The organism is Vibrio pelagius, assembly GCF_024347575.1.
GTDB classification, from domain to species: Bacteria; Pseudomonadota; Gammaproteobacteria; order Enterobacterales; family Vibrionaceae; genus Vibrio; species Vibrio pelagius.
On the sequence record NZ_AP025503.1, the window covers coordinates 219301 to 243836 of the forward strand.

Consider the following 24536-nt stretch of genomic DNA (forward strand, 5'->3'; position numbering starts at 1 on the left):
AAACAAGCATATTCGTGTGTCTAATAAACCTTTTCAGGCAAATTACGACAGCGTCTCACCCAACTTGTAATACGCCACACATAGCTCATCGCAACTGTGTAGCCAAAGAAACAAACCAAAAATAGCAGGAACATCGTCGATTCTGCAATATCGTTTAATTCCCCATAAATCCCAAACCCAGCAAAACAGCTAGCGATAGTGCAGATGATTGCCAGAGTTTGTCTTGGCGTGCACCCTAAACGCTGGAATATGTGGTGTAAGTGTTCTCTGTCCGGTTTGAAAGGTGAATCTCCACGACGCACACGTCTAAACATAATCGCGGCCATATCCATTAGTGGGATGGCTATAAGCCATAGGGCTGTAGTTGGTCTCATGAGTGTTTCTGAAGGCTCTTGACTTGCCCCAAGTAATAACCAAATGACTGTAAAACCTATCATCATACTTCCAGCATCGCCCATGAACACCTTACGTTCTCGGCCTAAAATACCGAGGTTCATTAGGATGTATGGAATTATCGCGACGATGAAAACCAAACATAAGTAGGCAAGGCCATATTGGCTATCGACTTTTAACAAGATGGCGATAGCGGCAAAGGTCACAATAGCCAGCCCACCTAACAGTCCATCAATACCATCCACCATGTTAAACGCATTGATTGCGCCGATGACAGCTAAGATGGTAACGATTGGGCTCAATAAACCTAAATGGATATCTCCAAAACCCAAGATATTGCCGATATTATCCAATTGAATATCCGCGAAATACATCATTGCGATAGAGAGTAGGGCTTGAACGACTAATCTTATTTTAAAACTGATGTCGAATTTGTCATCTAACGCACCCACAACAATCAAAATGGCGATGCATGAAAGGAATAAGTAGCTGTGTGGGATAACATCTGGGTTGGAAGCGATGTACTGCCCAATGGAGAGGCAAATTGAAATGCCACCGACAAGTGGAATAGCTCCTGTATGCAATTTTCTTGCATTGGGTTTATCCACTAACCCTATAGACTTCGCGACTTTACGCATTAGAAATAAAGATGCGAAAGAGAAGAAGCCAACAAAAGAAAGCTCTAAGAACATGATTAACTCTAGCCAATAATTATTAGTTTTAATTGCGTGAATCATACGCTAAAAGCATTGCAATGTACATTGAGTTGATTATGATCTGGTCGGCTTTGTAGTGTATATTGATGCATTATATTGATATTTAAAAGTGAATTTATAACGTCAGTGGATAAAAATTATGATCAAAAAATGTCTTTTCCCCGCAGCAGGCTACGGAACTCGTTTCCTTCCTGCTACTAAATCTATGCCTAAAGAAATGATGCCTGTGGTGAATAAGCCGCTCATTGAGTATGGTGTCGAAGAAGCGATTCAGGCCGGTATGAGTGATATGTGTATCGTAACCGGTCGTGGTAAGCATTCGCTTATGGACCACTTTGATAAGAACTACGAACTTGAACATCAGATCATGGGTACCAGTAAAGAGTCCTTGTTGGATGACATCCGCGGCTTAATTGATTCAGCGAGTTACACATACATCCGTCAGCGCGAGATGAAAGGCTTAGGTCACGCTATTCTTACGGGCCGTGAGTTGGTTGGTGATGAACCATTTGCCGTGGTTCTTGCGGATGATTTGTGTGTGAACGAGCAGCAGGGTGTGTTGGCACAAATGGTTGAGCTGTACAAACAGTTCCGCTGCTCAATTGTCGCCGTTCAAGAAGTGCCTGAATCAGAAACACACAAATATGGCGTGATTTCTGGCGAGATGATCAAAGACGATATCTTCCGTATCGATGATATGGTGGAAAAGCCAGAGCCGGGTACAGCTCCGAGTAATCTCGCGATTATTGGCCGTTACATTCTTACTCCAGATATCTTTGACTTGATTGAGCAAACAGAGCCAGGTAAAGGTGGTGAGATCCAAATTACCGATGCACTTCTGAAGCAAGCTCAGTCAGGTTGCGTTCTTGCATACAAGTTCAAAGGCCAGCGTTTTGATTGCGGTAGTGTTGAAGGCTACATCGAAGCGACTAATCATTGCTATGAAAACTTCTACAAGAAAGCACCAAGTGCTGAGCTTGCTAAAAAGCCGACGGTAAAAGTGGTAGAAGAAACAGAAGTGGCTTAGTGATCTTTGGGTAAGTGTTCAGCAAGCCCTACGTAATTTCGGTTACATGGAAAAGTTTGGCCCTTCTGAGTCTGCTCCCTCCAGTGCTTTTCTTGTATCGTTAAGGATTTTCGTTAGAGTTGCCAATATGTAGGGCTTGAATTTATCAGTAGCCAACGTGCCGTCAAAGGCAACAGTAACCCCGATTTGATCTCTAGGTAAGAGGGGCTCTTAAAGCGTTAAGAGTCCCTAGTGAAATCATTGGTAGTTCCAGAGCTACCGACCTACTGAGCTTTCCCACTGCCAAGGTCGTTGGTGGTACTGATATTGGTTGAGCTCAAATGACACTGCTTTGTTGATGGTCGTGTAGCTGTCACATCGCCTCTCGTGGGGCTTATCGATAATAACAGTTTTCTCACCATAACAAATATCGCTGCGTGGGTCTTGGTTGTGCTCATACATAGCCAAAGATAATGCTTGGCACCATCGAAGATGTGTTTCCCAGACCTCCGATCTATCCCAATATCCATCGCTTTGTTTCAGCGCGCTGTAGTATTTGGCTAAAGGCAGTCCCGCATATTGAGCGTGCAATCGAACATCGTGCAACATGACCGTCTCAGAGCTGAATATATTATCGGCATATTCATTCAGTACAGAGTGTAGCCTCGGCTCATCCATAAAACGCTCATAACATTGCTCGGCTATCGCTTCTAGACGGCTTTGTTCGTTCAATGAACTCAGCGCTATCGAGCGTTTATGGCCGATGAGAGTATAAACCGAAGGCAGCTCAACACCTAACGCAAAGGCGCACAGTTGATGCTTGTCTGTCAGGTTTTGATGAAAGTATTGAGCGCGGTTAAAAGACACTATCATCATGCTACACCTCCTAACATCATATCGTTAAACGCTTTTCCGTCTTGTCTGGACGCATTGGCGACATAAGGGGCGTAGACCTCAAAAAGAAGCTTTGTATCGCTGTGACCTAACTTGTGTGAGATAAAAAGCGGATTCTCATGCGCGGCAATGTGCAATACCGCTGCAGTATGACGCGTCTCGTAGGCACGGCGAGGTGTAAGTCCGGCTTTTTTTAAGGTTGGGTGCCATACCTTTTGACTGATGTAATGGGTATCAAGTCCACGCCCATTTTGGAATGGAAACACAAACGGGCTGTTGTCTTGCTTTTTATTCCACTGGCGTTTGAGCGCGGCATATAACGTATCACACATCTGAATATCACGACGTGATTTAGGCGTCTTCACAGCACAAATTTCCCCATTCACATAATTTTGTCTCACATGAATCAATCGGTGGTCAAAATCGATGTGCTCCCAATGCAGTCCATGCACTTCACAGCTTCTCATGCCCGTCCAAAATCGCAGTAAAAAGTAATCATGCCAGTGCTCATCGCAGCATTCTAAAAACGTACGCACTTCTTCCATGGTCAGCGGCTTCGAATCGGCTTTTTCTTCTTTCAGTGACTTGTAGCGTCTAAATGGGTATTCGAAGCCATGCTCTTCAGCGGCAAGGCTGATAATGGCGATCAGTGGCCATAAAATGTTATTGATGCGTTTGTTGGTGAGTTTGCGTGTGCCGTCCTCTTTTCGAGCTTCTTTTAGCGTTTGGCGAAAAAACTCCGTTTGCGACAAGGACACCTCAGAAACCAATGTATTCCCAAAGTGCGGTATGAGGTAGTGCTCAAGCGTGTTTTTGACCACGCTTTGATAGCTGTTTTTCCAATTGCTTTTTTGACGCTCATACCACTGATTCGCAAAATCATTAAAAAATGGATATAGGCGGTCAGGGCATTTCTCACGCTGCAAGCGTTCAAACAGATCGACTTTTTTACTCTCAGGGAAGTAGTCGCGGTATTGAAAAGTGCCAAGGTCAATCTCGGCGTTCATTTGTTTGAGAGTAGCTTGAGCAAGCCTTAAGTTTTTAGGAGTGGCCATTTGTTTGGTGCCTTCGCGAAAGCGCTGGCCGTACAAATGAAGATCGAATTGAATGCGCCCGTTAGGGCGTACGCGAATATGAGCCATAGTGGCCTCCATAGATATCAAATCTTAAATAGATCTGTCCCTTACCAATGGAATTCGCTAGAATCGAGCCATCGGCTGGGGTGGTTTAAACGTCTCGCAGCCGGTACGGGATAGGGAGGTGGCCGCCTTCCTATCCCAACTGCATATTGTGTGGTGTGATGAGGCAAGGTTTCATCTTCCCACTCATTTTATGGCATTTCTGAATTTTAAATGGGTTTCAGACCCACTCTTCAACTGCCTATAAAATGTTCAATATAGACTCTAGTTGTTTACTGGATTGATGTCCAGTGTTTTGGTGGTTTTTTCATCAAAGTTAACGATTCATTTAGACGTTGTCTAGATGTCATCATATCCAAACAGGTCAGTTTGCTCACCGTCTTCGTTGATTTGTTCTTGTAGTTTGGCTTTTGCCTTAAGCACGGCGTCCATTTTTTCTGGCGCGGGCGCAACATCATGAACACTGTTGTACGGGTGGTCGTAATTGCGATCGTTGTAAAATCCGAGCTTATAGTTCCCTTCTTTGTTTTTAAGCATGCAGAGCTTGATCGCTTCGGCCTCTGTAATGCCTTTGATATTGATTTTGGACAGTTCACTTAAATTGATGCGATAAACGGCAGGGTGTTTGATTTTAATTTCTTTAGTGGAAATCAAACAATTTTCTCCAGTTTCAGGGATAAGCCCTGCCAACATGACATGGCTCTTGTCGACATACAGCAGCGCCTCATTGGCCTTTTTAAGTAGCGCTATTTTCCGATAACTCTCAATTTCATTCTTAAACGTGTAAATGTCCACGATCAATTTCAGCTCTTGCTGATAGGTATTAGTTTTCTTTTGTGCGTATTCTTTGAGAGAAAGCAGTGAGCTTGTGAAGGTGCGCTTACCATCACTGAACATGGCGCGCTCGTCATCGGTGTGGATCTCAATGGTTGGAGAATCGGTGGTGTTACACAGGTGACTCAGTTGGTCTACGCTGTCTTTGTTGAGCAGCAAATGGCAATCAGGCTGTATCTCTTGGGGAAGTTCAAAAGGAAGTAAGGTATTGTCGCGGTCGATCACGACTTGCTTTTCGGTGACTTCAAAAGAGTCAAAAGGGCGGTAGGTATCGGCGAGCTCCATCATGACACAAGCCGAATCCGTCGCCAGTGTTTGACGGTTGGCGTTTTGAGTAAATTCGAGAAACTCAAGGTGGGCAGGAAGCGCAGGCTCGGATTGGATGTATAAGCGAGATTGGCGCTCAGTGAGTGAATCCATCATTGGCAGTGTTGGGTTGTCATCATAATTAAGGTGAATGACCACCGGTAACTTTTGATCGATCAAAGGGGTCTGTTGGCCCCAATATTCTTTGAAGCTGCTGGCATAAAGCATCCATTGTCCGGTTTTTAGCGCCCACTCTGGCTTGATATCAATCGTGAGTACTTGTAACGAATTTTCGAGACCTCCAATAATGCGGCAATGTGTTTTGTCGATAATAAACGTCAAACATGCCTGTTGGTCAGATGCCTTAATTGGCGACAACAAGTGTTTGATGTCGTCATGATGTTTGGGTTCAAAATACAATTTAGCCATGTTGAGTCTCTCTTTGTCGGTGTAGGGATGGGTGTGATTGAAACAGACGCTCGATGTATTGCGTCAATGGTGATGCTAAATGATGCGCCAAAATATTCGTGTGAAGTTCGATAATCATTGCGCCATCGCCTTCTGGGATAACGAATGTTTGTAAGGAATCTTTGGTTCGCTTAAATTGACACTCTACCTTTTGATATTGCTTGCTGCGCAGCGATTTGCGGTTTTGCACCAAGCTCAACGTAGCGGGGTGAGTTTTGAAAGGCCCTTCGTGAAAGAGTTGAGCAAACGCTTTTTGGGTTTTCTGATTGCATTTGATGCAAAAAAACAAGCTGATATAGGGACGTCGTTTCGGTCGCTCTTGTGATCCATCTTGGCGCCAATGTAGAGCAACTTTGGGCATACCTAATGCTTTGAGTTGCGTTCGCTCTTTCTTTTCAAAAGCAAACTGGTTGATCTTTTTTAATGCGAGCCATTGCTGACTGAGAGTCGGAAAGTCAAATTTTGAGTCGTCGCCAAGTCTTAGCGTGTGACGATTAAACAAGATAAAGCCGCCATGATGTTCATCCGTGAAATCCAGAGGCAGTGAGCGAACCCACATAGAGATGAACGCTTGGTCGGATCGCGGTTTATTTGCCGATGTTGGCAGCGCGGGAAGTGAAGCGATAGGCGACGAAGTGTCGTTATGGAGCCTTTGATAACGAGCAATAATCTTGGGTAAGAGTTCACTCTGGCTAAACTGCAATACATGACGTTTCTTCTGCTCGTCACTTTGCAGCGTGTAATTGGGGTGAAGGTCGTTGAGGACTCGAGAAATATCATTGGACCCAACCGACATGCCAAACAGATACCTAAGCTCGTCTCGTGAGTAGGTGCGTTGCTGTGGTTGTACGATGTTGCCCACCTTTTCCATGCCGTGTAAGTAGTGTTTACGGGTGGTCGCGTAGTAAGAATGCCCCAGCTCTCTTCCAATCACATCCAATAGTATGGCGTCATTGACATCGCTAAAAGGTTGCCCTTCAAGCCAAAAATCAAAGCGCGCATGACATGTTGCCTGCGTCAGCATCATTTGACTTTCAGGCACGCCCTGGACGCATGCTAGATGCTCGGGTGAGCGTTGATAAGCCAGATGCAACCCCTGTAAATACAACAGATCCGCACCGCTGTGTCGAAGGTGGTGAAAGCGAACGTTCTGACCCCATAAAGACTTTAGTGCTTGGGTCACAGGGTAGAGATAGCGCATCGCTCTTTGAGATACGCTTTCCCCAGATAAGCCGAGTAACGGCTCGCGCCCTGGCGCGCGCTTTTTAATGGCCAGTAACGCGCGGATAAGTTTGGCGCAGAACTCGGGTAAATAGGCGGCGGTGATGCGCGTTTTCCCTCCTTTTGGCGAGCCTTCTTGTGTAGTGGTGATGGTTAAGTAAAAGCGCTGTGGGTCTTTTGGGCAGATCATGATGTCACTCATTCGAAGGCGAAGCACTTCGCCTCGTCTCATCGTGCCATAATACCCAAGCAGCAGTGCCACCGCGGCGCACAATTGTTGTATGGGATCGCCATTCGTTGAAGATAGTAGCGTTTCAACCGTGTCATGAATCTGTGTGACGCTCAGACAACACGCATCAACGAGAGAGGGCAGGGTCGGTTTTTCAAACTGGGACAAATCCAAGTGGTCGGTAAGCTCTTGCTGGGCTAGGTAGCGTAAAAAATTATACAAGTACCAAGGAGAGCTCTGCTCTTGTAGGGCTGCAAATTGCGCGTGAGCCCAAGCATGAAGGGTGTCTGGGTTACTGGCACAAGCAAAACTGAGTGGGGTGAGGTGCTTATAGAAATTGGTGTATCGATCAATACTGCCTGCTTCCAATTTCTTTTTTTGAACACCACCGAATTCAAATCTCTCATTTGTAAGCCCATAAAAGAGCAAAGGTAACAGGTTGCTCTCTTGCCATGGCGGTGCCGGAGGACACGTTTTGTATTTCCCTTGGTGGTATTTGATGAGCGCCTTATGTGGCCATTGAAAGCGACGTGAAAGATGCGGCGTTGAAGGTGTCTCGCTGATCTCCGTCATTGGCAGTTGGTAAAGCTCTGCGCTCATGACTTGGCCTTTTGTGGTGTGTATATGAGCGGTTGATAATGTGGCCACGTGGCGCATTGGATCGCTAAAGTCGCGCAGAATAGGTGCTGGGAGCCGGTGATGGCTGTACCAGACGCATTGAAAGGTTCGAAACCATTGGGCGGGTTTAAGCTCATCAAAATAGTACGGCGTTTGTGCGCACCATTGATTGAGATGCTGAGTCAACTGACGAGGCGTATAGGGCGCTGAAGGCGTGGTTAAATAAAAGTCTTCAAGGAGTCGGTAGACAAAGAGTGGAAGCATATAGCGAGTGCAACTGGGGGTGTCTTTACTGTCATAGGCCGCTATCGGTTTTGGGTGCATCACCTTTAACGTCAATTGCCCTTCAAAATATTCAATGGAGGACGGTTTGGAAAGCACATCTGCCCAGTAGCGTATCGGTAAAGGAGCCACCTCCATGCTCAATACCATCACCAACCAACCAACGTCTGTCCAGCGCTCTATCATAAAGGCCGATCGTTGGGTTTTGTACCCATTCAGTAACACGGTCGCAGGTTGACTGCGCTTAAGAATATTCAGCATCCAGATCATCTGCGCATCTTCAAACTGCGCTTCTTTCACTGGGGGCAATTGCCACTCACACACGGTACGAAGGTAATACAGCACCTGATCGCGAGCGGCCATCAGTGGGCGTTGCCTGCCCGTTGGGATCACCTTGATGGCTTGATTCAACTGAGTAAGGTGATGGTCGGTGAAGATTCGCTGCTTAATCGATAGGCGATGCAACTGCTTACAAATCCAATCAATATTATCAAAGGTCTCACACTCAAGGCTTAAATCCTGGTGGTATTCAATAACGTGGCTTGCACTTAACAAAGCATTCATCATAGAGGTGCCCCCTTAATTACAGGTAAGTGTAAAAAGTCTGGAATGCTATTGAGAAATTGGGTCAATTTCGCCTCTTTAACAGGAAATACCGCGTCGCTGCCTAACCTCTCGCCAATATTGGCATGCCCCATCAATCGGTCCACATCGTTGGTGGTCAGTTTGGCCGAAGGCGAATCTAAAGCATGTTGTGCAAAGTTATGACGCAGCTGATACGGAACGGCTTCGGAATGCGGATTGATGTGTCTCCACCAATGATGCATAAATTGTCGGAGCCTTTTGGCGTTCAATGGCTGGCAAGTGAGGGCATCATCGAGCTCAAACCATAAGTACGGTGACGTGTCCAGATGAGGGACGTGATGACGCAATGAAATGTGCAAGGCTTGATAGCGTTGTAAAGCGAGTTGGAAGTGGTCATTGAGCCAAATCGGGCGGTAATGCCCTTTGTCATACACCAACACCCAGCGCTGGTCAAAACAGTACTGCTTTTCTATCGAGATGGCGTGAGTGGGGCGAGTGCCGGTTAAAGCAATTAGCAACAGTGACAATTCGAACGCTCGAAAGTTATGCAGCGCTTTGAGGCTCGTGAGCGTATGAACCTTGCGCTCGAGGCTATCTCCGTGCTTGGCCAGTGCCTGAAAAAAGCGCCGCACGTCATCGATATGAAGCAAACGCTGGGAACCAATATCCACAGGAGGCAATGGGACATAAGCGCGCGTGGAAACAGAGACATCATAATGAAAAGCGTCGATTTCTCCGGGCGTGGTAAGGTAAGCCTGCAGTGAGGTACTCGCATGTAAGAGAGGGGACTCGACAAAGGTGCAGGCTTTCAGAGCGTTTAATTGACTGGAGAGCGCGAGCGGAAGCGATTGTCGAAGCCTGGCGAGGTAGCGTGTTTGGGCTGCAAAGAGATCGCTGCGAATCTTTTTGCTGCTTCGGGCTTGATACGAGAGGGCGCTTTCGTGATGCAAGGACTCCCCTTTTAATCCCACATGCTTACTTGGTGCAGGCAAACGGGCATCTGTTTGCATCATTGATAAAAAATAGTCATAGAACACATCCCGACGTATTAAACGGTAACCATCAAGAAACGAAGGTGTGCGCCATTTGGTATTGATAAATCGCAGGAACCGTTTCTTTTCTTCCTTGCTCATCCCCCACTTTTTCGTTCCTTGAGAAAGGGCATGATAAAACCAGTCGTTCAGGCCGTTAGGCATCGGTTGCCAGTGCCAAACTATGCCGGCTTTGGTTGGGTAAGGGTACGCATATTCAACCCAAGAGGGGTCAGTCTGTCGAATTTTTCTCAATCGATGCGCTTGGCAAGGCTGACTGCCGCTGACAATCTCAAGATCTGGAATGTCTTCCACGCGTTGACACTGATTCAATCGACCGGTGAGCCAAAGATACAGAAAGTAGAGCAGCGCGCGATCGTAATCGGAGACCTTTGCACTTTTCTTTGGCTTGTAATGCCGGCGTAAGCGATACAAGGCGGCGAGCAGTTTGAGCGCATGTTGCTGAGGGTTGGGCGGAACAGCGCCACTGTTACGTCGCCGGTTTTTCTGTTTTATCGCCTCGAGCTTCATCTGTTTTCCTTGCGTTCTGAGTGACGGCGCAATGATGAACTGGAGGTGTTTGCAAGCTTGGCCAACGTGCCTTTTTTGGGTATAAGTGCCGCCAGTCTAGGTTCATGATGATGACAGTGCCTAGCCGCTTGTAATCGCTCTGCTAAGACGGTTAAGGGCTTTTTATTGTATTGATAATCGAGCGCGGGCTTTACAAACATTAAGGTCGCAATGGCAGCAATGGGATCATCGTGAACACACAGAGAGATCGGATGCCTTGATGCATTGGGGTGAAGCTTAAGAACATCAAAGGTCGGGTTGGGTTGTAATAACCAATAGTGTTCGGGGTTTGAAGCACGTGAGACGTGCAGTGTGGTGCTGCGCAGTAAAATGGCAAGCTGCTCATCAGACAAAAGTGACAAGGCATGGTCAGAGCGCAGCGCAAACGTGTCGAGTTCAATTAACGATTGTGTCAACGGATGATAATCGTATTGGAACAATTTAAGTGGCAGTGTCTTTGAACGAGAAATAGATATGCCCTCTATGTTGTGTTGAGTCGAGGTGGTACATGGCTGATCTTGTGTTTGGTTAATATACAACCAAACTCCGTTCGCTTTGGTCAATCCTGTTTGGAAGGCGTGTCTCAAAAGTGTGAACTTTCATCCTTTTATTGGAAATCTAACAAAAAAACCATTGACAAATGGCTTGGTGATTAACTGGTGGGGAATTTGGAGATAGTTCAATGTAATGATCTTGCAGGGTAATTTTTAGTTGTCGAACGACAGCCACGCCATACTACGTGTACACCCTTAACCTATATCTAAAAAATTAAGTGATATGCAGAGAATTCGGCTCTGCCTTAGGTGAAGCCTTCTTAGACCCGTATCGATGTATGACAACGAAGGCGCTGAATGATGAGGTCGAGACCGTGGAATAGTGACACATCATGGAAAAGTCAGACGCAATCGCTCACTCACGGTTTTGTTTGGAGGGAGAACTGAGCGTTGTTTTGATAAATCAGCAGACGAAGCCTCGACTGATGTTTATGGGGCCGGGTATTTTCCAGCCTTACTCGCTTTCGTTATTCTTGTGATAGCCGTAAGTGTATTTAGTGCGTCCTGACACTTAACGTCATCATCTTCCTATATTTTTATTGATGCGGAACGAGAACGCCATTGTTACTTCTGGGTGCTACGGGAATCTTGGCACAGCCATCAAACCAAGCCTATGTTGACGTGCTGACGGCGCACTCTACCCATCACATTAAAAAACCGACCGATGTTAGAGCAACTGATGAGAAAACTTTTTTCTATTAGAGAGACAACTGGATGCGATGTCGAGGTATCCGTTGGTGGAATAAAAGCAAGTGCTAACTTGTATAGTTTAGTAATGACATATCGTACTGTGTGATCCATAGACATCCTTTCAACTAAAATGGATGTCTATGAATAGAGAAATTCAGAAAAGATTACAGTGGGTGAAGATGTATGAGGAATGTGGTGATGCAGGCCTCGTATGTCGTCGTTGTGATATATCTAGACCAACATTACGCAAGTGGGCGAAGCGATATAAGCAGAATGGAATCGCTGGCCTAGAAAGCCAGAGTAAACGCCCTCATTCTTCTCCAGATGCCAAGATTACCGATGAATTAAGAGCGTTGATCCTTGAGATGTGTGAGAAACGCAACCTAGGGGCACGACGCTTACAAACAGAACTAATCCGACTTCATCAAATACACCTAAGCACAGCGACAATCCATAAAGTTTTATCAGAAGCTTGTGTGAAAAAAATTGTAACTTACCGACGTAAAAAAGATTTCCAAAGATACGAGCGTCCGATTCCTGGTGATAGAGTCCAAATGGATACCTGTAAAATAACGGCTGGAATTTATCAATACACAGCTATCGACGACTGCTCTCGCTATCGAGTTTTGAGGTGCTATTCTCGGCGCACAGCAGCAAATACAATCGACTTTATCGAATGTGTAGTGGATGAGATGCCATTTCCTATCCAACGAGTTCAGACGGACAGAGGGCGCGAATTCTTTGCAGAGAAAGTCCAGAAGCAACTTATGTTATATGGAATAAAATTCCGCCCCAACAAGCCTAGTTCACCTCACTTGAATGGTAAAGTTGAACGTTCCCAGAAAACGGATAAAAGCGAGTTTTATCCGACCATAGATGTAAGTGTGGGGCTGGATGAGTTGGATCTGCTGTTATCTGAATGGCAGCACTACTACAACTGGGAGCGTCCACATAGCTCTTTAAAAGGGCTAACACCGATAGAAAAGATTACAGAGTTATCTGACCAAACTCCTCTGTCTGAAGAGGTATTACAGCGCTACCAGATATGGAAAGAGAGGTTTCAAGAGCAGAATTACAAGCTTGATCTTCAGTTAAGAAAATTGAAACCATCTCTGTGAATCACACACTTAAGGCTGTTTCAATCGCGTTATTTGAGTCTTAGAACTATCGAATTTGATTTATTTTTGCTTTCTATTTTTCCATTTCCATACTCGTTTCGTAACTGTTAATAGATTACATCGTAGTCATAGAGCCTAATTCAATTTAAGCAACCACATCCTTCATGAATGTTTGTTGCCTTTTAAACTATTGCTGCAGAGCAAAAACGCCTCACAAGGAGGCGTGTAAAAGAGATACTGGTTCCTATCGAGTTTTTAGCAGTTCATCAACATTGTTATTTTTTACTACAGTCCAAGGGATGTCGTATCGCTTTGAATCGCCGTTGTTCCAGTTTAAATCCCCACTATATTGATTCCAAACCTCAGATTTTGGAGTGTACTCTTTACCAATGATATGACGTAGCGCCACATCAATTGAGCCTTGCATCTGGCCGTTAGCATCTTGAAGTATCGAAACCATCTTGCCTTCTTTGACAGAATGAAGAGCGTCAGTCACACCATCGATTCCTGCTATTGCGTATGATGAAATGTCACCGCCTGTACCTTCTACCGCTTCAATAGCACCCAATGCCATTTCATCATTCTGACCGATGATTCCATTAATTTTATTTCGGTACTTCATCATCCAGTTCTCCATTAGCGTCATACCTTCAGCCCTCGACCAGTTTGCAGTCTTGCGTTCGAGGATGTTTACCGCACCTTCTGGGCACTCAGCTATGGCTTTTTCGTTGCCTTGGCCGCGCTGGATTTCACCTGAGCCACCTTTAGGACCTTCTAGAATAACAATATTACCTTTACAGCCAATTTGTTCCATTACGTATTTAGCTTCTAAATAACCACCTTGTACATCATCTGATACAACCTCTGATGTCATCTGTTCGGTATTTAGACGAGCGTTAGTCACGACAACAGGAATACCAGCTTCATTAGCCATGTCTACGACATCTACGTTTGCGTCGTAGTCCATTGGGTTTATGATGATTGCGTCGTGTTGGGTTCTAATTGCTGTTTCTGCCTGGTTGTTTTGAACCAATGGGTCATAACGGCCATCGTACATCGTGATCTCTACATCACCTGATTCGACTAAGGGGTGCTTGTATGCCGCTTGCTCCATTAACTGGACGAACTCTGCTTTCATACCATACATAAGAACGGCGATCTTGTAGTGGTCCTTTGCGAAGACTGGTGAAGATGACATAGCAAGCGTAGCGGTAACAAGACTACTAATAAGAACTTTTTTCATATTATTTCTTCCGTTTGAGTTGGAGTAGTTATTGGGGTGTTTACTGTTTTATTTTTGTAATATTATCGAGATTGCTTTCTTGAAGGATCGAGCATCACAGCTGATACAATCAAAATACCTTTGATAATTTGTTGATAATAGGACTGAACGCCTAATAGGTCTAAACCGTTGTTCATAACACCAATGATGAGAACGCCAAAAAGAGTTCCAGTCAGTGTGCCAATGCCACCAGCCATTGAAGTACCCCCAATGACGACGGCAGCGATAGCATCGAGCTCATAGGCAAAACCTGCATTAGTTTGAGCTGAACCGGTACGAGCGGTAAGTATGAGTCCAGCAAGAGCAGCAAGCACGCCACATAGTGTGTAAACCGCTATTTTTACCTTATCGACATCAATGCCGGATGTTCTAGCTGACTTCTCGTTTCCTCCAACGGCAAACACATATCGACCAAATAGTGTTTTGTTTAGGAGCACCCACGCCACAACGAAAATGACGCCGAAGATGATAACTGGAGTAGGGATACCTAATACATAACTGTTGCCGATTACACGAAAGTCTCGCTCTAGAGAAGAAACGGGGTTGCCATCAGTGGTTAGCATTGTCATACCTCGAGCTGCAGATAACATGCCCATTGTTACGATGAATGCTTGTAGTTTGAATTTTGAAATAACGTAGCCGTTGACTAATCCACACAACGCACCAATGGTGATCGCAATGATAAACGGCAGAAGAATTAGTGAATCAAAGTTGACTATTGCCATGGCATCTGATTTGGTGACAAACCTTGCAGCGACGATACCTGATAGTGCAAGTACAGATCCGACAGATAGGTCAACACCAGCGATAATAATGACAAACGTCATACCTATCGCCAGAATACCGTTGATAGAGACTTGGCGAAGAATTGATAGAAAGTTACCTTGAGTTAAAAAGTAATTGCTATCCCAAGTCCCCATTTTGACAAAATATTGGCCAAGTACGCTTACGGCGAGGCAAAGAAATAAGAAAGCAAATATAATTCCATACTTGCTAATTATTTCCATGACTCTGCGAGGTGAATTAGACGCTGAACCTTTTTTGATAAGAATATCCATTATTGAACCTTATTTTATGACGCTAAGCTTAGTAATAGTTGCTGAGTGGCTTTTTCCTTTGGCACGATGTCGACGATTTCACCGTCTTTAAATACGATGACTCTGTCACTCATACCTATCACTTCAGGAAGTTCTGAAGACACCATGATGATCCCTTTACCTTCTAAAGCCTGCTCAGACATGTACTTGTAAATCTCTTTCTTTGCCCCAACGTCTATACCGCGAGTGGGCTCATCGAGCATTAGTACCGACGGGTTGGTCAATGACCACCGACCTAACACTACTTTTTGCTGGTTACCACCAGAAAGGTTTTGAACAAGCTGTTCTCTGTTCGGCGTTTTGATTTTGAACAGTTCAATCATGCTTGTGACATCTTTAGCTTCGGATGAATGATCCAAAAAGCAGTAGCTAGATTTGTTCTTTAAAGAAGATATTGAGATGTTATGAGCAACTGAGCCTGATAGAACTAAACCGGTATTTTTACGGTCTTCTGTTACGTAGGCTAAACCTGCTGAAATTGAGTGTTTTGGAGAGGTGTTGTCAATCTTTTCTCCGTCCAAGTACACGTTACCTGAAGTTGGTACTTTGATGCCGAAAATAGCGTTGAGTACTTCAGAACGCCCTGAGCCAACCAAACCGTAGATGCCCAGGATTTCTCCCTTCTTGACCGAAAAATTTATATCGCGAAATTTTTCACAGTTGAAATTGCGCACTTCAAGGAGATCTTCTTTTTCAGGGATATTGAACTTAGAAAACTCCTCATTTATTTGACCACCTATGATAAGTTCGACGATGTCTTCGCGAGTCACATCCTTCATTTTCCCATCGGCAATGTATGTGCCATCACGAAATACAGTGTACTGACTTGCAACTTCAAAGATTTCTGACAGACGATGTGAGACGTAAACAATGCCTTTACCCTTGTTAGCAAGTGAGCGAATTACATTTAATAACTTCTTCGATTCCTCCTCACCGATTGCTGACGTTGGCTCATCCATGAATATGATGTCAGCATTCGAATGGGATAATGCTTTTGCTATTTCTATGAGTTGCTGCTCAGCGACGCTTAGGTTGTAAACTAGCGTATTTGGGTTGATATCAAAATCTAACTCTTTCAAAAGTGCAGTGGCTTTTAAGGTCATCTTATTGAAGTCGACGAAACCAAATTTTTTCTTAGGCTCTTGGCCAAGATATATATTCTCTGCAACAGTGAGGTTTGGTATCAAGCTAAGCTCTTGCTGAACGATAGTAATACCTGCATTCAGGGCATCTTTAGCGCTAGAGAAAGTCATTTCTTGACCTTTCACGCTAATGGATCCTTCGTCAGGTTGAAGAAAGCCCATTACAACGTTCATAAAAGTACTTTTGCCTGCACCATTACCTCCACAAAGAGCATGAATCTCCCCCGCATGCAGATTGAAATTGATGTCTTTGAGCGCTTTAACTTCGCCAAATGACTTTTTTACCGACTTGACCGAAAGTAGTGGGGTGGCTGTGATCATTACTTAGAAACCTCCAATGTTGGAAATTGCTTATGAAGTTCTTTGAGATAGAGTTGATATACCTCTTCTGTTTTAATCACATTGTCTAAAGTTGGTGTTACCTTCGAGCTTTCATCGAGAGTGACAAAGCTTTCAACAACGTCATAATCAATTTTTCCAGATAATGCCCATATCGCTTGAATTGCTGCTCCTAGAGCTCCTGCCTCCACGTTGACAGGGCAGATTGCCTCAACATTCATTGTGTCGGCGATGATTTGACGCCAGTTAGCCGACTTAGAGCCCCCCCCAATAAGGCGTATTTCTTTAACATCTATCCCCGCATTGCGTAATAAGTCCATGCCATATCTAAGCCCAAACGTAGCCCCTTCAATGACTGAGCGAACAATGTTGTCGCTATTGAAATTAGCAATGTTTAGATTATGAATAGAAGCCCGAGCTCCTGGTAAGGCTGGAACTCGCTCGCCATTAAAAAATGGAAGAAACGAAACGCCTTCAGCACCAATCTCAGTACGAGCAAGGCTTTTGTTAAACTCACTTAGGTCCATGTTGAAAATACTTTGAACTTGAGTTGTCGCAGAAGTTACGTTCATCGTACAGATAAGCGGAAGCCAACCATTCGAACTAGAACAGAAGCTTGCAATGCTAGGGTGGTTTAGTTCTATGTGATTACTGGTGAACGTGAAAATCGTGCCTGAAGTACCGAGAGAAAGTGTGACTATCCCATCTTTTACATTACCGGTGCCGATTGCCGCCATCATATTGTCGCCACCACCTGTAGCAACAACGACATTGTGACGGAGTCCAAGCGCTCTCATCGCCTCCCCTTTAACAAAGCCAATAGACTCATGAGCTTCTTTAAGAGATGGTAATGATGAGATCAGCCGACCCGATGGATCGATAAGATCACATACTTCTTCATTCCACTTTCGAGCCCTTATATCGAAGAGGCCAGTGCCTGATGCATCGCCATATTCCATGACACATTCACCAGTTAACCAGTAGTTAAGGTAATCATGTGGAAGTAAAATATGATGGACTTTTTGATAATTCTCAGGCTCGTGCTTTCTCATCCAGAGTATTTTGGAAGCGGTGTACCCAGTTTCAACTCTCAGTCCAAGTTTTTCGATGGATGCCTGTTCACCTCCGAGCATTTCAAGAATCTCTTCATTCTCAGATGCGGTCTCAGTGTCGCACCACAACTTTACGTTACGAATGGCATCGCCATTTGAATCGAGAGCCACTAACCCATGCTGTTGCCCTGAAATACCGATCGCATCGATTTGTTTGGGGTGGATTTTAGCCTCAAAACATGCGGCATAAAATGCCTCCGTTAATGCATTGATCCACCAGGAGGGATCTTGCTCTCGCTTTCCGTTTGTATCTGAAATCAACTCGTGGGAACGTGAGCATTCAGAAAGTACTTTGTGAGACAACGAGTCCACAATGACGACTTTTGTGCCTTGAGTCCCACAATCAACGCCCGCTATTAAGCTCATTTAATTACTCCATATCAATGATGATTTTTACATCAGAAGGGTGAGCTTCTACCGCGCGCTGGTAAGCCTCAATAGAGTCGTCAAATTTGAATGTGCGACTGATAAGAGGCTTAACATTAATCTTCCCAGAAGAAATAAGGTTAATCGTTTTTGGGTACATGTTTGCGTAGCGGAAAATGGTTTTGAAGGTGATTTCTTTAACTTGTGCAGCCACAATGTCGAATTTAACGGGCTCGATAGGCATACCAACTAGAACCGCTGTTCCATTGGGTGCGATTACACTGCACATATTGGTGATCACTGATTCAACACCGCAACACTCAAATAAAACATCGACACCAATACCATTTGTGATGGTATTAACAACGTCTTGAACGCTTTCTTTACTGCTGTTAACCGTGGTAATGCCTTCATAAGCCGAAATAATGTTAAGTTTTTCATCAACAACGTCAGCAACGATAACGTTAGAACACCCTCCAGCTAAGGCCGACAGCGCGCACATCACGCCAATGGTTCCTGCTCCATAAATTAAGGCAACATCACCTGGTTTGATCTCAGCTTTTGTTGCTGCCTGCATGCCGATAGCTAAAGGTTCAACCATTGCTGCTTCAGCGAAGCTCATGTGATCTGGAATTTTGAAGGTGAATGCGGCAGGGTGGACGGCATAATCAGAACAGCAACCATCATATGGAGGTGTAGCCCAAAACTTAACATTAGGGTCTAGGTTGTAAAACCCTCCCATTACTTCACGTGAAGAGGGGGAAGGTACGCCGGGTTCCATGCAAACGCGATCGCCAACTTTAAGGTGTTGAACATTCTCTCCAACCTCTGTGACAATACCAGATGCCTCATGACCTAAGACCATAGGCTTCTCTACTATAAAATGGCCAATCTTACCGTGTTGATAGTAGTGGACATCAGAACCACAAATTCCGACTGACTGGATTTTGATTTTCACGTCATCTTTACTTTCTAGTTGTGGTTCTTTAACTTCCGTCAAAGTTAGCTTGTTGGTTTCTTCTAGTACAAGAGCTCTCATTATGTCACCTCTATTGTTATCGTTAACATTGTGTGTGACGAAAATCTAACCTTTTGAGGTGTTTATTTATACTTTACGGATCACAAAAATCATATGACGGATGAATTTTAAGCTTATATATGTGTCTTTTGTGTCTTTTTGTGATTCTCATAACATTAAAATGTTTCTTATAACATTTTTGTTTGAGGGTTAACGCTGTTAGAATGCCTTATAGACTGGTGTCAGTGCCGGGCAATACCTTGGCGTTTACTTATCAAGCGAGTGCGTAGAAAGATAAAATGAAAAAAATAACAATGGCAGATATTGCAAAAAGAGCGAATGTTACGGCAATTACAGTTAGCAGAGCACTTTCGACACCCGACAAGGTAAAGGCAGAAACAAGAGAAAAAATACAAAAACTGGCCAAAGAAATGGGATACATCCCGAATATGCTTGCCAAAGGCTTAAAGTCAGGCTCTAAATCCATAGGAGTGATTGTCCCTTCTATTCAAAACCCTTTTTTTGCAAAAGCTATTGAGCGGATCTCAAGGTACGCTGCTGAAAGAGGGTACAATTGTATTTTTTTCACTTCAGATGAGTCGAGCGATATAGAGGAGAGTTGTGTTAATACGTTAGTAAGTTATAACGTTGAGGGCATTATTATCAGTGTTATCTCTGAAGAAGAGAATTATCAGCCAAGTTATTTTAAACATCTGAAACACATAGAAATACCGGTTGTCTTACTTGATAGATATGTTGAGCAACCACATGATTGCGGTGTCTACCTAGACAATATTGACTCTGGGCACAAGTTGGCTAAAGAAATAATTAAAGACCAAAATAAAGAACTGTTGATTGTTGCCGGACCACCTCAATCGAAAGTATCAAACGATCGCTTAGCTGGGATGAGTCGTGTATTTCAGCAATTGTGTTCACAAATGAAGGTCAGCATCATTCACGCGGATTTTAACAAAAGATTGGCGAGTGAAAATGTGAAAATATTTCTTAATAACTCTAAGCCAGATGCCATCGTAGGGTTAAATAACCAAATCACGCTTGGGTGCTTAGAGGCGAGTTATTTAAGTGGGTACAAACCCGGGGATGATATAAATTTTTATAGCATAGATAGAGTTGTGGGGGCGGAAAGTTTTGGCGTTTCAATACCATGTATTGAACATAATATTGATGAATTAGCCATCCAGTCAGTCAGTCAGCTTATCAGAGTGATAGAAAGTAAGAGCAACTCGAACATAGGAGATATTGTGATTCGAGGGAAAGTCCTGTCAAAGCAACCCTATGATGAACTTTGAGCCCTAAGAATTTGTTAATAAAGCCTCGTTTTATATGAGGCTGATTGCTCCAGACAAGGTGGCGATCAAAATAATCGACTTTCTCTTCGTATGTTAGGGTTTGTAAAGATATCGGTTTCATCGTTTGAATTGGTTGAGAATTCGGAAAGCACAGCACCATCAGTGTGAGCTTTAAACCAATGTTTCGAATCTGGAGAAAGCGTTAATTGATCGCCTTTCTCAAGTACTACTTCGTGAAAGACGCTAAAATTCTCAATGTCTTTTGGGAGTGAGGTCGTAGGTTTTTCAGTTGCTTGTCCTGAAATAAAGATGCTGACACGTCCAAATCGACAGCGAAAAGTTTCCTCTTTGCCTTCTACCTTACCAGCAGTCGGATGTATGTGTTCTGGGCAGGTTTGATGGGGGAGCATGATCAACTCTTTTGCGCAACATCTCTCGGTATTTACGTAGGTGTGAATAACCAGTCCTTGCTCACGAAATTTATCTAGCCCAAAGTCTGTTATCTCAAGTGAGGTAATCTCCTCCATTTTTAGAAAGAGGCCTGACTTTTCAATGATATTGTTAATATCGGTTGAAATGCTTTCTATGGAATCCATAATTTAACCCTGTCAATAGAGAACCATTCGCAAGCGAATGGAATTTCGATGAAAGTTGATAACTTAAGACTATATCTATTAACATTCTAACGCGACAATAAATACTTTCTTTGTGTGACCTGACTTACAATGTTGAGTAATTAACTACGCACGTGGGGCATACTTTTCTAAGTCAGATCGAGAGCGGCTTCTTTATTATAGACTTACTTAAATTGATATCTCCCGCTGATATAAATCAAGAAAGTGCCATCGAAGTCAGCAGATAATGTCATCAAAGCCACTATAGAGCTACTCATGCTTTATAAGGAATATGTCCATACCGTCACGACAGATTGCGGGAGAGAGTTTGCAGGTCATGAAACCATCGCAAAGGCATTGGAGGCTGATGTGTAGTTTGCCCACTTTTATAGCTCTTGGGAGCGAGGAGCCAAAGAAAATGCTAGGCAATATGTGCAGAAAGGAACCGACTTAACAACGGTAACAGACAGCGATATTGAATTCGTTGTATCACGGATAAATTATCGACCGAAAACGTGCTTAGACTTCAAGTAATCAGCGATTGTCTTTAAAGAAATGGCATTGGTGGCTTGATATTGGAGAGTGTCGTACTTCGCAGTTGAATTCGGGACCAAACGAATGCATTAGGCGGGAAATATTGCGTATAAAGTAACCCTTAAATTGAATGTTACTTTGATTCACTGTTTAACATGTTGTGTAATTCGGCCCCTTGTTACGTTTGCACTGCGTTAGGTTCTTGAATAAATAAAAACTGCCCGTAGTAAAAAGGCAGTTTTTATAAAACAAGCTATCGAGCTTAATAACTAAGCATTATGTGTTTGATAGTGGCGTTAACACCTGTAAGCGGGCTTCGTTACAGGCTGTTTCTAGTTTGTGCGGTAAAGCGTCATCAGAAATTAGATAATGGAAGTCAAGCAAACCACCGATCTTGTATGTTGCCGCTTGATTGATGGTCTTTTTCTCTACGATTAGATATCTTTTCATGCTTCTTTCCATAACTAAGTTGGCGATGTTCGACACTAACCTGTCTGAAGCTGTCACACCAAACTTGTCGTGTACGCCGGCAGATGAAATAAATATCTTTTGAAAGACCATTGAAGTTATTACGTCATTAGATGTTGAAATGAAAGTATCGTGCAACGCATTGTAATCACCACCTTGTAAGATCGCTTTACAGTTAGGTTTGTTCTTAAGAGCAATGAAAACATTCATTGAAGCAGTAACGCCTGTGAATTTAACGTGATCAGGTATTGATCCTATTATATCCGCATTGAGCACACCGTTATCAAAATAAACGACGTCATTCATTTCAACAAAATCTGAGACGACAGTCGATATGTAGTTGTTAACCTTAGTTGGATGGTAAATGTTAGTAGGGCTGACTTTACTTTTTGAAGAGGGGGGACTTGACGCTGTAGGTAAAGTTGAAGGTAATAGCTCTTCACTGCTCGGTTCTTGATCTTCCCATGTATCGTCGTGGACGATCGGACTACCACGGCGGATATACCCACCGTAGTATTCTAGAGGAAATGAATGTGCAGCATTGGAGCTTAAATCTCGACGAACGGTCATTTCTGACACTTCTAAAAGACGAGCGACTTCTTTCAAATGAATTTTGTCGCTGTGTTTTAGGCATGCTTCAATCCGTCTAAGCCTTTCTAACCGCTTTGTAACCATGTTTTTCCATTTCCGATTTTTCACTGTCGAATGATTCTTGCTCTTAGTAACCATCACTTGTTGGAGCTTCACCAGAGACGATGCTGACACTAGCACTGGCACCTATTCGGGACGCTCCTGCATCAATCATTGCTTGTGCTGTTTCTCTTGTGCGAACTCCACCGGATGCTTTCACCCCCATTTGTTGGTCAACATTATCACGCATTAATCTAATATGCTCAACTGTTGTACCACCTGTAGAAAAACCTGTTGAGGTTTTCACAAAATTGGCACCAACACGTTTACTAATGTGACATAAATGAACAATTTGTTCATTATTTAACAAGCAAGTTTCGAAGATCACTTTGAGTAAGACTTCTCCACAAGTTTCCTTAATTGCTCTGATCTCATTTTCAACGATATCCCAATTTCCATTAAGCACCTCGCTAATGTTCACCACCATGTCAATTTCGTCAGCCCCTAGTGTAATAGCATTTTGGGTCTCGAATACCTTGGTCTCTGTTGTGTTTGCGCCCAGTGGGAAGCCAATAACTGTGCAGATCTTCACATTTGATTTTGCTAAACGTTCAGCACAATACTCAACAAATCCCGGGTTAACGCAAACAGAGAAAAACTGATGCTCATGTGCTTCGTCGCATAATTTATTGATTTGATGGGTTGTTGCATTCGCTAATAGAAGAGTGTGGTCAATGTAGTGGTTCATGGTATTACCTTATGTTTAATTTGAAAGTACCTTCGTGTTATTTTTATAACACCGAAGGTTGATATGTGTTCTGAAATTAACTTTTTATTGTGTTTATATGCGTGGCTCCTCACGTTTTAGCTGAAAAAATCATCAATTGAGTGATCTTTGTCTCGGTAAAGAGGTGTTTAAATAGATTAGTGTTAATTTAATAACACGAATAGAGAGTGAACAATGAAAACAATTGCTGTAATCGGATCTAACATGGTCGATCTCATTTCATACACGGAACGTATGCCAAAAGAAGGTGAAACATTAGAAGCTCCATCATTCAAAATGGGTTGTGGTGGGAAAGGAGCTAACCAAGCTGTAGCTGCTGCGAAGATGGGAGCTGATGTAGTTATGGTTAGTAAGGTAGGTGATGATATGTTCGCCGATAATACGATCAGAAACTTTCAGTCCTATGGTATTAACACACAATATGTAAGCAAAGTTCCACAGATCTCAAGTGGAGTTGCACCTATATTTGTCAACCCCACATCTCAGAACTCAATTTTGATCATTAAAGGGGCTAATGAGTATCTTAAACCGGCTGATATTGATAAAGCGGAGAGCACACTGATTGATTGTAGCTTGATCGTTCTTCAACTCGAAGTGCCACTTGAAACCGTTTATGCTGCGATTGAGTTCGGTAATAAGCACAATATCCCCGTGCTTCTTAATCCAGCCCCAGCTGTTCCTGAGCTTGATATTGAGTATGCATGCCGATGTGAATTTTTTGTTCCGAATGAAACAGAGTTAGAAATACTAGTAAACAAGCCAGTTGAAACAGTCGAACAAATAAAAGAAGCGGCAAAGATTCTTCTTAATAAAGGTCTGAATAACATTATTGTGACCATGGGAGAAAAAGGAGCATTATGGTTGAATAAGGACGGAAAGGAAGTCTTTATTGAGCCAACAAAAGTCAATGCTGTGGACACGAGTGGTGCCGGAGATGCATTTATAGGCTGCTTCTCACATTATTTTATGCAAACCTGCGACGTGAAAAAGTCGTTAGAAAAAGCCTCGTTATTTGCTGCATTTAGTGTAACTGAAAAGGGGACGCAATTTTCTTACCCTAGTATCGAGCAATTTAAAGAATTCGAAGCTAAAAAATAAAATAATAAACAATATAATGGATTGAATTTAAAATTAATATGGCTCATTTTTATGAGCCAAGAATAACGTGTACTAAAAGGAAACC

Annotated in this window: 19 protein-coding genes and 1 pseudogene; 5 read left to right on the forward strand and 15 right to left on the reverse strand. The window is 43.5% G+C overall.

What is annotated here, in order from left to right; translation table 11 throughout:
- Positions 1 to 20: 20 nt before the first annotated feature.
- Positions 21 to 1085 (reverse strand): UDP-N-acetylglucosamine--undecaprenyl-phosphate N-acetylglucosaminephosphotransferase, encoded by a 1065-nt coding sequence (gene wecA, locus vsple_RS01005; protein ID WP_261882427.1) that lies wholly within the window; start codon positions 1083 to 1085, stop codon positions 21 to 23.
- A gap of 163 nt (positions 1086 to 1248) precedes the next feature.
- Here wecA and galU point away from each other — a divergent pair, with 163 nt between their 5' ends.
- Entirely contained in the window at positions 1249 to 2136 is an 888-nt protein-coding gene (gene galU / locus vsple_RS01010; RefSeq protein ID WP_261882428.1) for a UTP--glucose-1-phosphate uridylyltransferase GalU, read from the forward strand.
- A gap of 255 nt (positions 2137 to 2391) precedes the next feature.
- On the opposite strand, the gene vsple_RS01015 is transcribed toward galU, so the two are convergent.
- The 6 genes from vsple_RS01015 to vsple_RS01040 form a co-directional block, all read right to left on the reverse strand.
- Positions 2392 to 2991, reverse strand: coding sequence for a hypothetical protein (locus tag vsple_RS01015; RefSeq protein ID WP_261882429.1), 600 nt, complete (start codon positions 2989 to 2991; stop codon positions 2392 to 2394).
- Positions 2988 to 4151 (reverse strand): tyrosine-type recombinase/integrase, encoded by a 1164-nt coding sequence (locus vsple_RS01020; protein ID WP_261882430.1) that lies wholly within the window; start codon positions 4149 to 4151, stop codon positions 2988 to 2990. The genes vsple_RS01015 and vsple_RS01020 overlap by 4 nt, the downstream gene beginning before the upstream one ends.
- Positions 4152 to 4487: 336 nt before the next feature.
- The gene (locus vsple_RS01025) at positions 4488 to 5717 is read right to left on the reverse strand and encodes a hypothetical protein (protein ID WP_261882431.1); all 1230 of its coding nucleotides are present in this window, start codon (positions 5715 to 5717) and stop codon (positions 4488 to 4490) included.
- Positions 5710 to 8673 (reverse strand): tyrosine-type recombinase/integrase, encoded by a 2964-nt coding sequence (locus tag vsple_RS01030; RefSeq protein WP_261882432.1) that lies wholly within the window; start codon positions 8671 to 8673, stop codon positions 5710 to 5712. The genes vsple_RS01025 and vsple_RS01030 overlap by 8 nt, the downstream gene beginning before the upstream one ends.
- Positions 8670 to 10253: a site-specific integrase gene (locus vsple_RS01035; protein ID WP_261882433.1), complete on the reverse strand. Its 1584-nt coding sequence runs from the start codon at positions 10251 to 10253 to the stop codon at positions 8670 to 8672. The genes vsple_RS01030 and vsple_RS01035 overlap by 4 nt, the downstream gene beginning before the upstream one ends.
- Positions 10250 to 10831: a hypothetical protein gene (locus tag vsple_RS01040; protein WP_261882434.1), complete on the reverse strand. Its 582-nt coding sequence runs from the start codon at positions 10829 to 10831 to the stop codon at positions 10250 to 10252. The genes vsple_RS01035 and vsple_RS01040 overlap by 4 nt, the downstream gene beginning before the upstream one ends.
- An 845-nt stretch (positions 10832 to 11676) precedes the next feature.
- Here vsple_RS01040 and vsple_RS01045 point away from each other — a divergent pair.
- Positions 11677 to 12654, forward strand: coding sequence for an IS481 family transposase (locus tag vsple_RS01045; RefSeq protein WP_261882435.1), 978 nt, complete (start codon positions 11677 to 11679; stop codon positions 12652 to 12654).
- A gap of 244 nt (positions 12655 to 12898) precedes the next feature.
- Here the strand turns inward: vsple_RS01045 and vsple_RS01050 are convergent, their stop codons facing one another.
- The 5 genes from vsple_RS01050 to vsple_RS01070 form a co-directional block, all read right to left on the reverse strand.
- Positions 12899 to 13897 carry a substrate-binding domain-containing protein gene (locus tag vsple_RS01050; protein ID WP_261882436.1) on the reverse strand — a complete coding sequence of 333 codons (999 nt, stop codon included), beginning with the start codon at positions 13895 to 13897 and terminating at the stop codon, positions 12899 to 12901.
- Between the two features lie 62 nt (positions 13898 to 13959).
- Complete coding sequence (locus vsple_RS01055; RefSeq protein WP_261882437.1) at positions 13960 to 14994, reverse strand: ABC transporter permease; 1035 nt, start codon at positions 14992 to 14994, stop codon at positions 13960 to 13962.
- A 14-nt stretch (positions 14995 to 15008) separates the two neighbouring features.
- Entirely contained in the window at positions 15009 to 16496 is a 1488-nt protein-coding gene (locus tag vsple_RS01060) for a sugar ABC transporter ATP-binding protein (RefSeq protein WP_261882438.1), read from the reverse strand.
- Positions 16496 to 17992, reverse strand: coding sequence for a xylulokinase (gene xylB / locus vsple_RS01065; RefSeq protein WP_261882439.1), 1497 nt, complete (start codon positions 17990 to 17992; stop codon positions 16496 to 16498). Before xylB ends, vsple_RS01060 begins: the two co-directional genes overlap by 1 nt.
- Before the next feature lie 4 nt (positions 17993 to 17996).
- Positions 17997 to 19031: an NAD(P)-dependent alcohol dehydrogenase gene (locus vsple_RS01070; RefSeq protein ID WP_261882440.1), complete on the reverse strand. Its 1035-nt coding sequence runs from the start codon at positions 19029 to 19031 to the stop codon at positions 17997 to 17999.
- Between the two features lie 278 nt (positions 19032 to 19309).
- Here vsple_RS01070 and vsple_RS01075 point away from each other — a divergent pair, with 278 nt between their 5' ends.
- A complete protein-coding gene (locus tag vsple_RS01075; protein ID WP_261882441.1) occupies positions 19310 to 20320 on the forward strand; it encodes a LacI family DNA-binding transcriptional regulator in 1011 nt (336 codons plus the stop codon).
- 65 nt (positions 20321 to 20385) lie between these two features.
- Here the strand turns inward: vsple_RS01075 and vsple_RS01080 are convergent, their stop codons facing one another.
- Complete coding sequence (locus vsple_RS01080; RefSeq protein ID WP_261882442.1) at positions 20386 to 20916, reverse strand: D-lyxose/D-mannose family sugar isomerase; 531 nt, start codon at positions 20914 to 20916, stop codon at positions 20386 to 20388.
- Between the two features lie 234 nt (positions 20917 to 21150).
- Here vsple_RS01080 and vsple_RS01085 point away from each other — a divergent pair.
- A pseudogene (locus vsple_RS01085) lies at positions 21151 to 21468 on the forward strand (IS30 family transposase); the annotation flags it as partial.
- 276 nt (positions 21469 to 21744) lie between these two features.
- Here the strand turns inward: vsple_RS01085 and vsple_RS01090 are convergent.
- Complete coding sequence (locus tag vsple_RS01090; RefSeq protein ID WP_261882443.1) at positions 21745 to 22611, reverse strand: DeoR family transcriptional regulator; 867 nt, start codon at positions 22609 to 22611, stop codon at positions 21745 to 21747.
- A gap of 43 nt (positions 22612 to 22654) precedes the next feature.
- Positions 22655 to 23314, reverse strand: a complete 660-nt coding sequence (deoC, locus tag vsple_RS01095; protein ID WP_261882444.1) for a deoxyribose-phosphate aldolase — start codon at positions 23312 to 23314, stop codon at positions 22655 to 22657.
- A 213-nt stretch (positions 23315 to 23527) separates the two neighbouring features.
- Between deoC and rbsK the strand changes: the two genes are divergently transcribed.
- Positions 23528 to 24451, forward strand: coding sequence for a ribokinase (gene rbsK, locus vsple_RS01100; protein ID WP_261882445.1), 924 nt, complete (start codon positions 23528 to 23530; stop codon positions 24449 to 24451).
- Positions 24452 to 24536: the final 85 nt, after the last annotated feature.

Bases quoted from the DNA above. Each gene is read 5' to 3' on its own strand.
- vsple_RS01080 (WP_261882442.1), bottom strand. From the start codon at position 20,916: ATGGATTCCATAGAAAGCATTTCAACCGATATTAACAATATCATTGAA.
- vsple_RS01060 (WP_261882438.1), bottom strand. From the start codon at position 16,496: ATGATCACAGCCACCCCACTACTTTCGGTCAAGTCGGTAAAAAAGTCA.
- vsple_RS01020 (WP_261882430.1), bottom strand. From the start codon at position 4,151: ATGGCTCATATTCGCGTACGCCCTAACGGGCGCATTCAATTCGATCTT.
- vsple_RS01075 (WP_261882441.1), top strand. From the start codon at position 19,310: ATGAAAAAAATAACAATGGCAGATATTGCAAAAAGAGCGAATGTTACG.
- wecA (WP_261882427.1), bottom strand. From the start codon at position 1,085: ATGTTCTTAGAGCTTTCTTTTGTTGGCTTCTTCTCTTTCGCATCTTTA.
- vsple_RS01045 (WP_261882435.1), top strand. From the start codon at position 11,677: ATGAATAGAGAAATTCAGAAAAGATTACAGTGGGTGAAGATGTATGAG.
- vsple_RS01070 (WP_261882440.1), bottom strand. From the start codon at position 19,031: ATGAGAGCTCTTGTACTAGAAGAAACCAACAAGCTAACTTTGACGGAA.
- vsple_RS01030 (WP_261882432.1), bottom strand. From the start codon at position 8,673: ATGATGAATGCTTTGTTAAGTGCAAGCCACGTTATTGAATACCACCAG.
- deoC (WP_261882444.1), bottom strand. From the start codon at position 23,314: ATGAACCACTACATTGACCACACTCTTCTATTAGCGAATGCAACAACC.
- vsple_RS01025 (WP_261882431.1), bottom strand. From the start codon at position 5,717: ATGGCTAAATTGTATTTTGAACCCAAACATCATGACGACATCAAACAC.
- vsple_RS01055 (WP_261882437.1), bottom strand. From the start codon at position 14,994: ATGGATATTCTTATCAAAAAAGGTTCAGCGTCTAATTCACCTCGCAGA.
- galU (WP_261882428.1), top strand. From the start codon at position 1,249: ATGATCAAAAAATGTCTTTTCCCCGCAGCAGGCTACGGAACTCGTTTC.
- vsple_RS01035 (WP_261882433.1), bottom strand. From the start codon at position 10,253: ATGAAGCTCGAGGCGATAAAACAGAAAAACCGGCGACGTAACAGTGGC.
- xylB (WP_261882439.1), bottom strand. From the start codon at position 17,992: ATGAGCTTAATAGCGGGCGTTGATTGTGGGACTCAAGGCACAAAAGTC.
- vsple_RS01090 (WP_261882443.1), bottom strand. From the start codon at position 22,611: ATGGTTACAAAGCGGTTAGAAAGGCTTAGACGGATTGAAGCATGCCTA.
- vsple_RS01050 (WP_261882436.1), bottom strand. From the start codon at position 13,897: ATGAAAAAAGTTCTTATTAGTAGTCTTGTTACCGCTACGCTTGCTATG.
- rbsK (WP_261882445.1), top strand. From the start codon at position 23,528: ATGAAAACAATTGCTGTAATCGGATCTAACATGGTCGATCTCATTTCA.
- vsple_RS01015 (WP_261882429.1), bottom strand. From the start codon at position 2,991: ATGATGATAGTGTCTTTTAACCGCGCTCAATACTTTCATCAAAACCTG.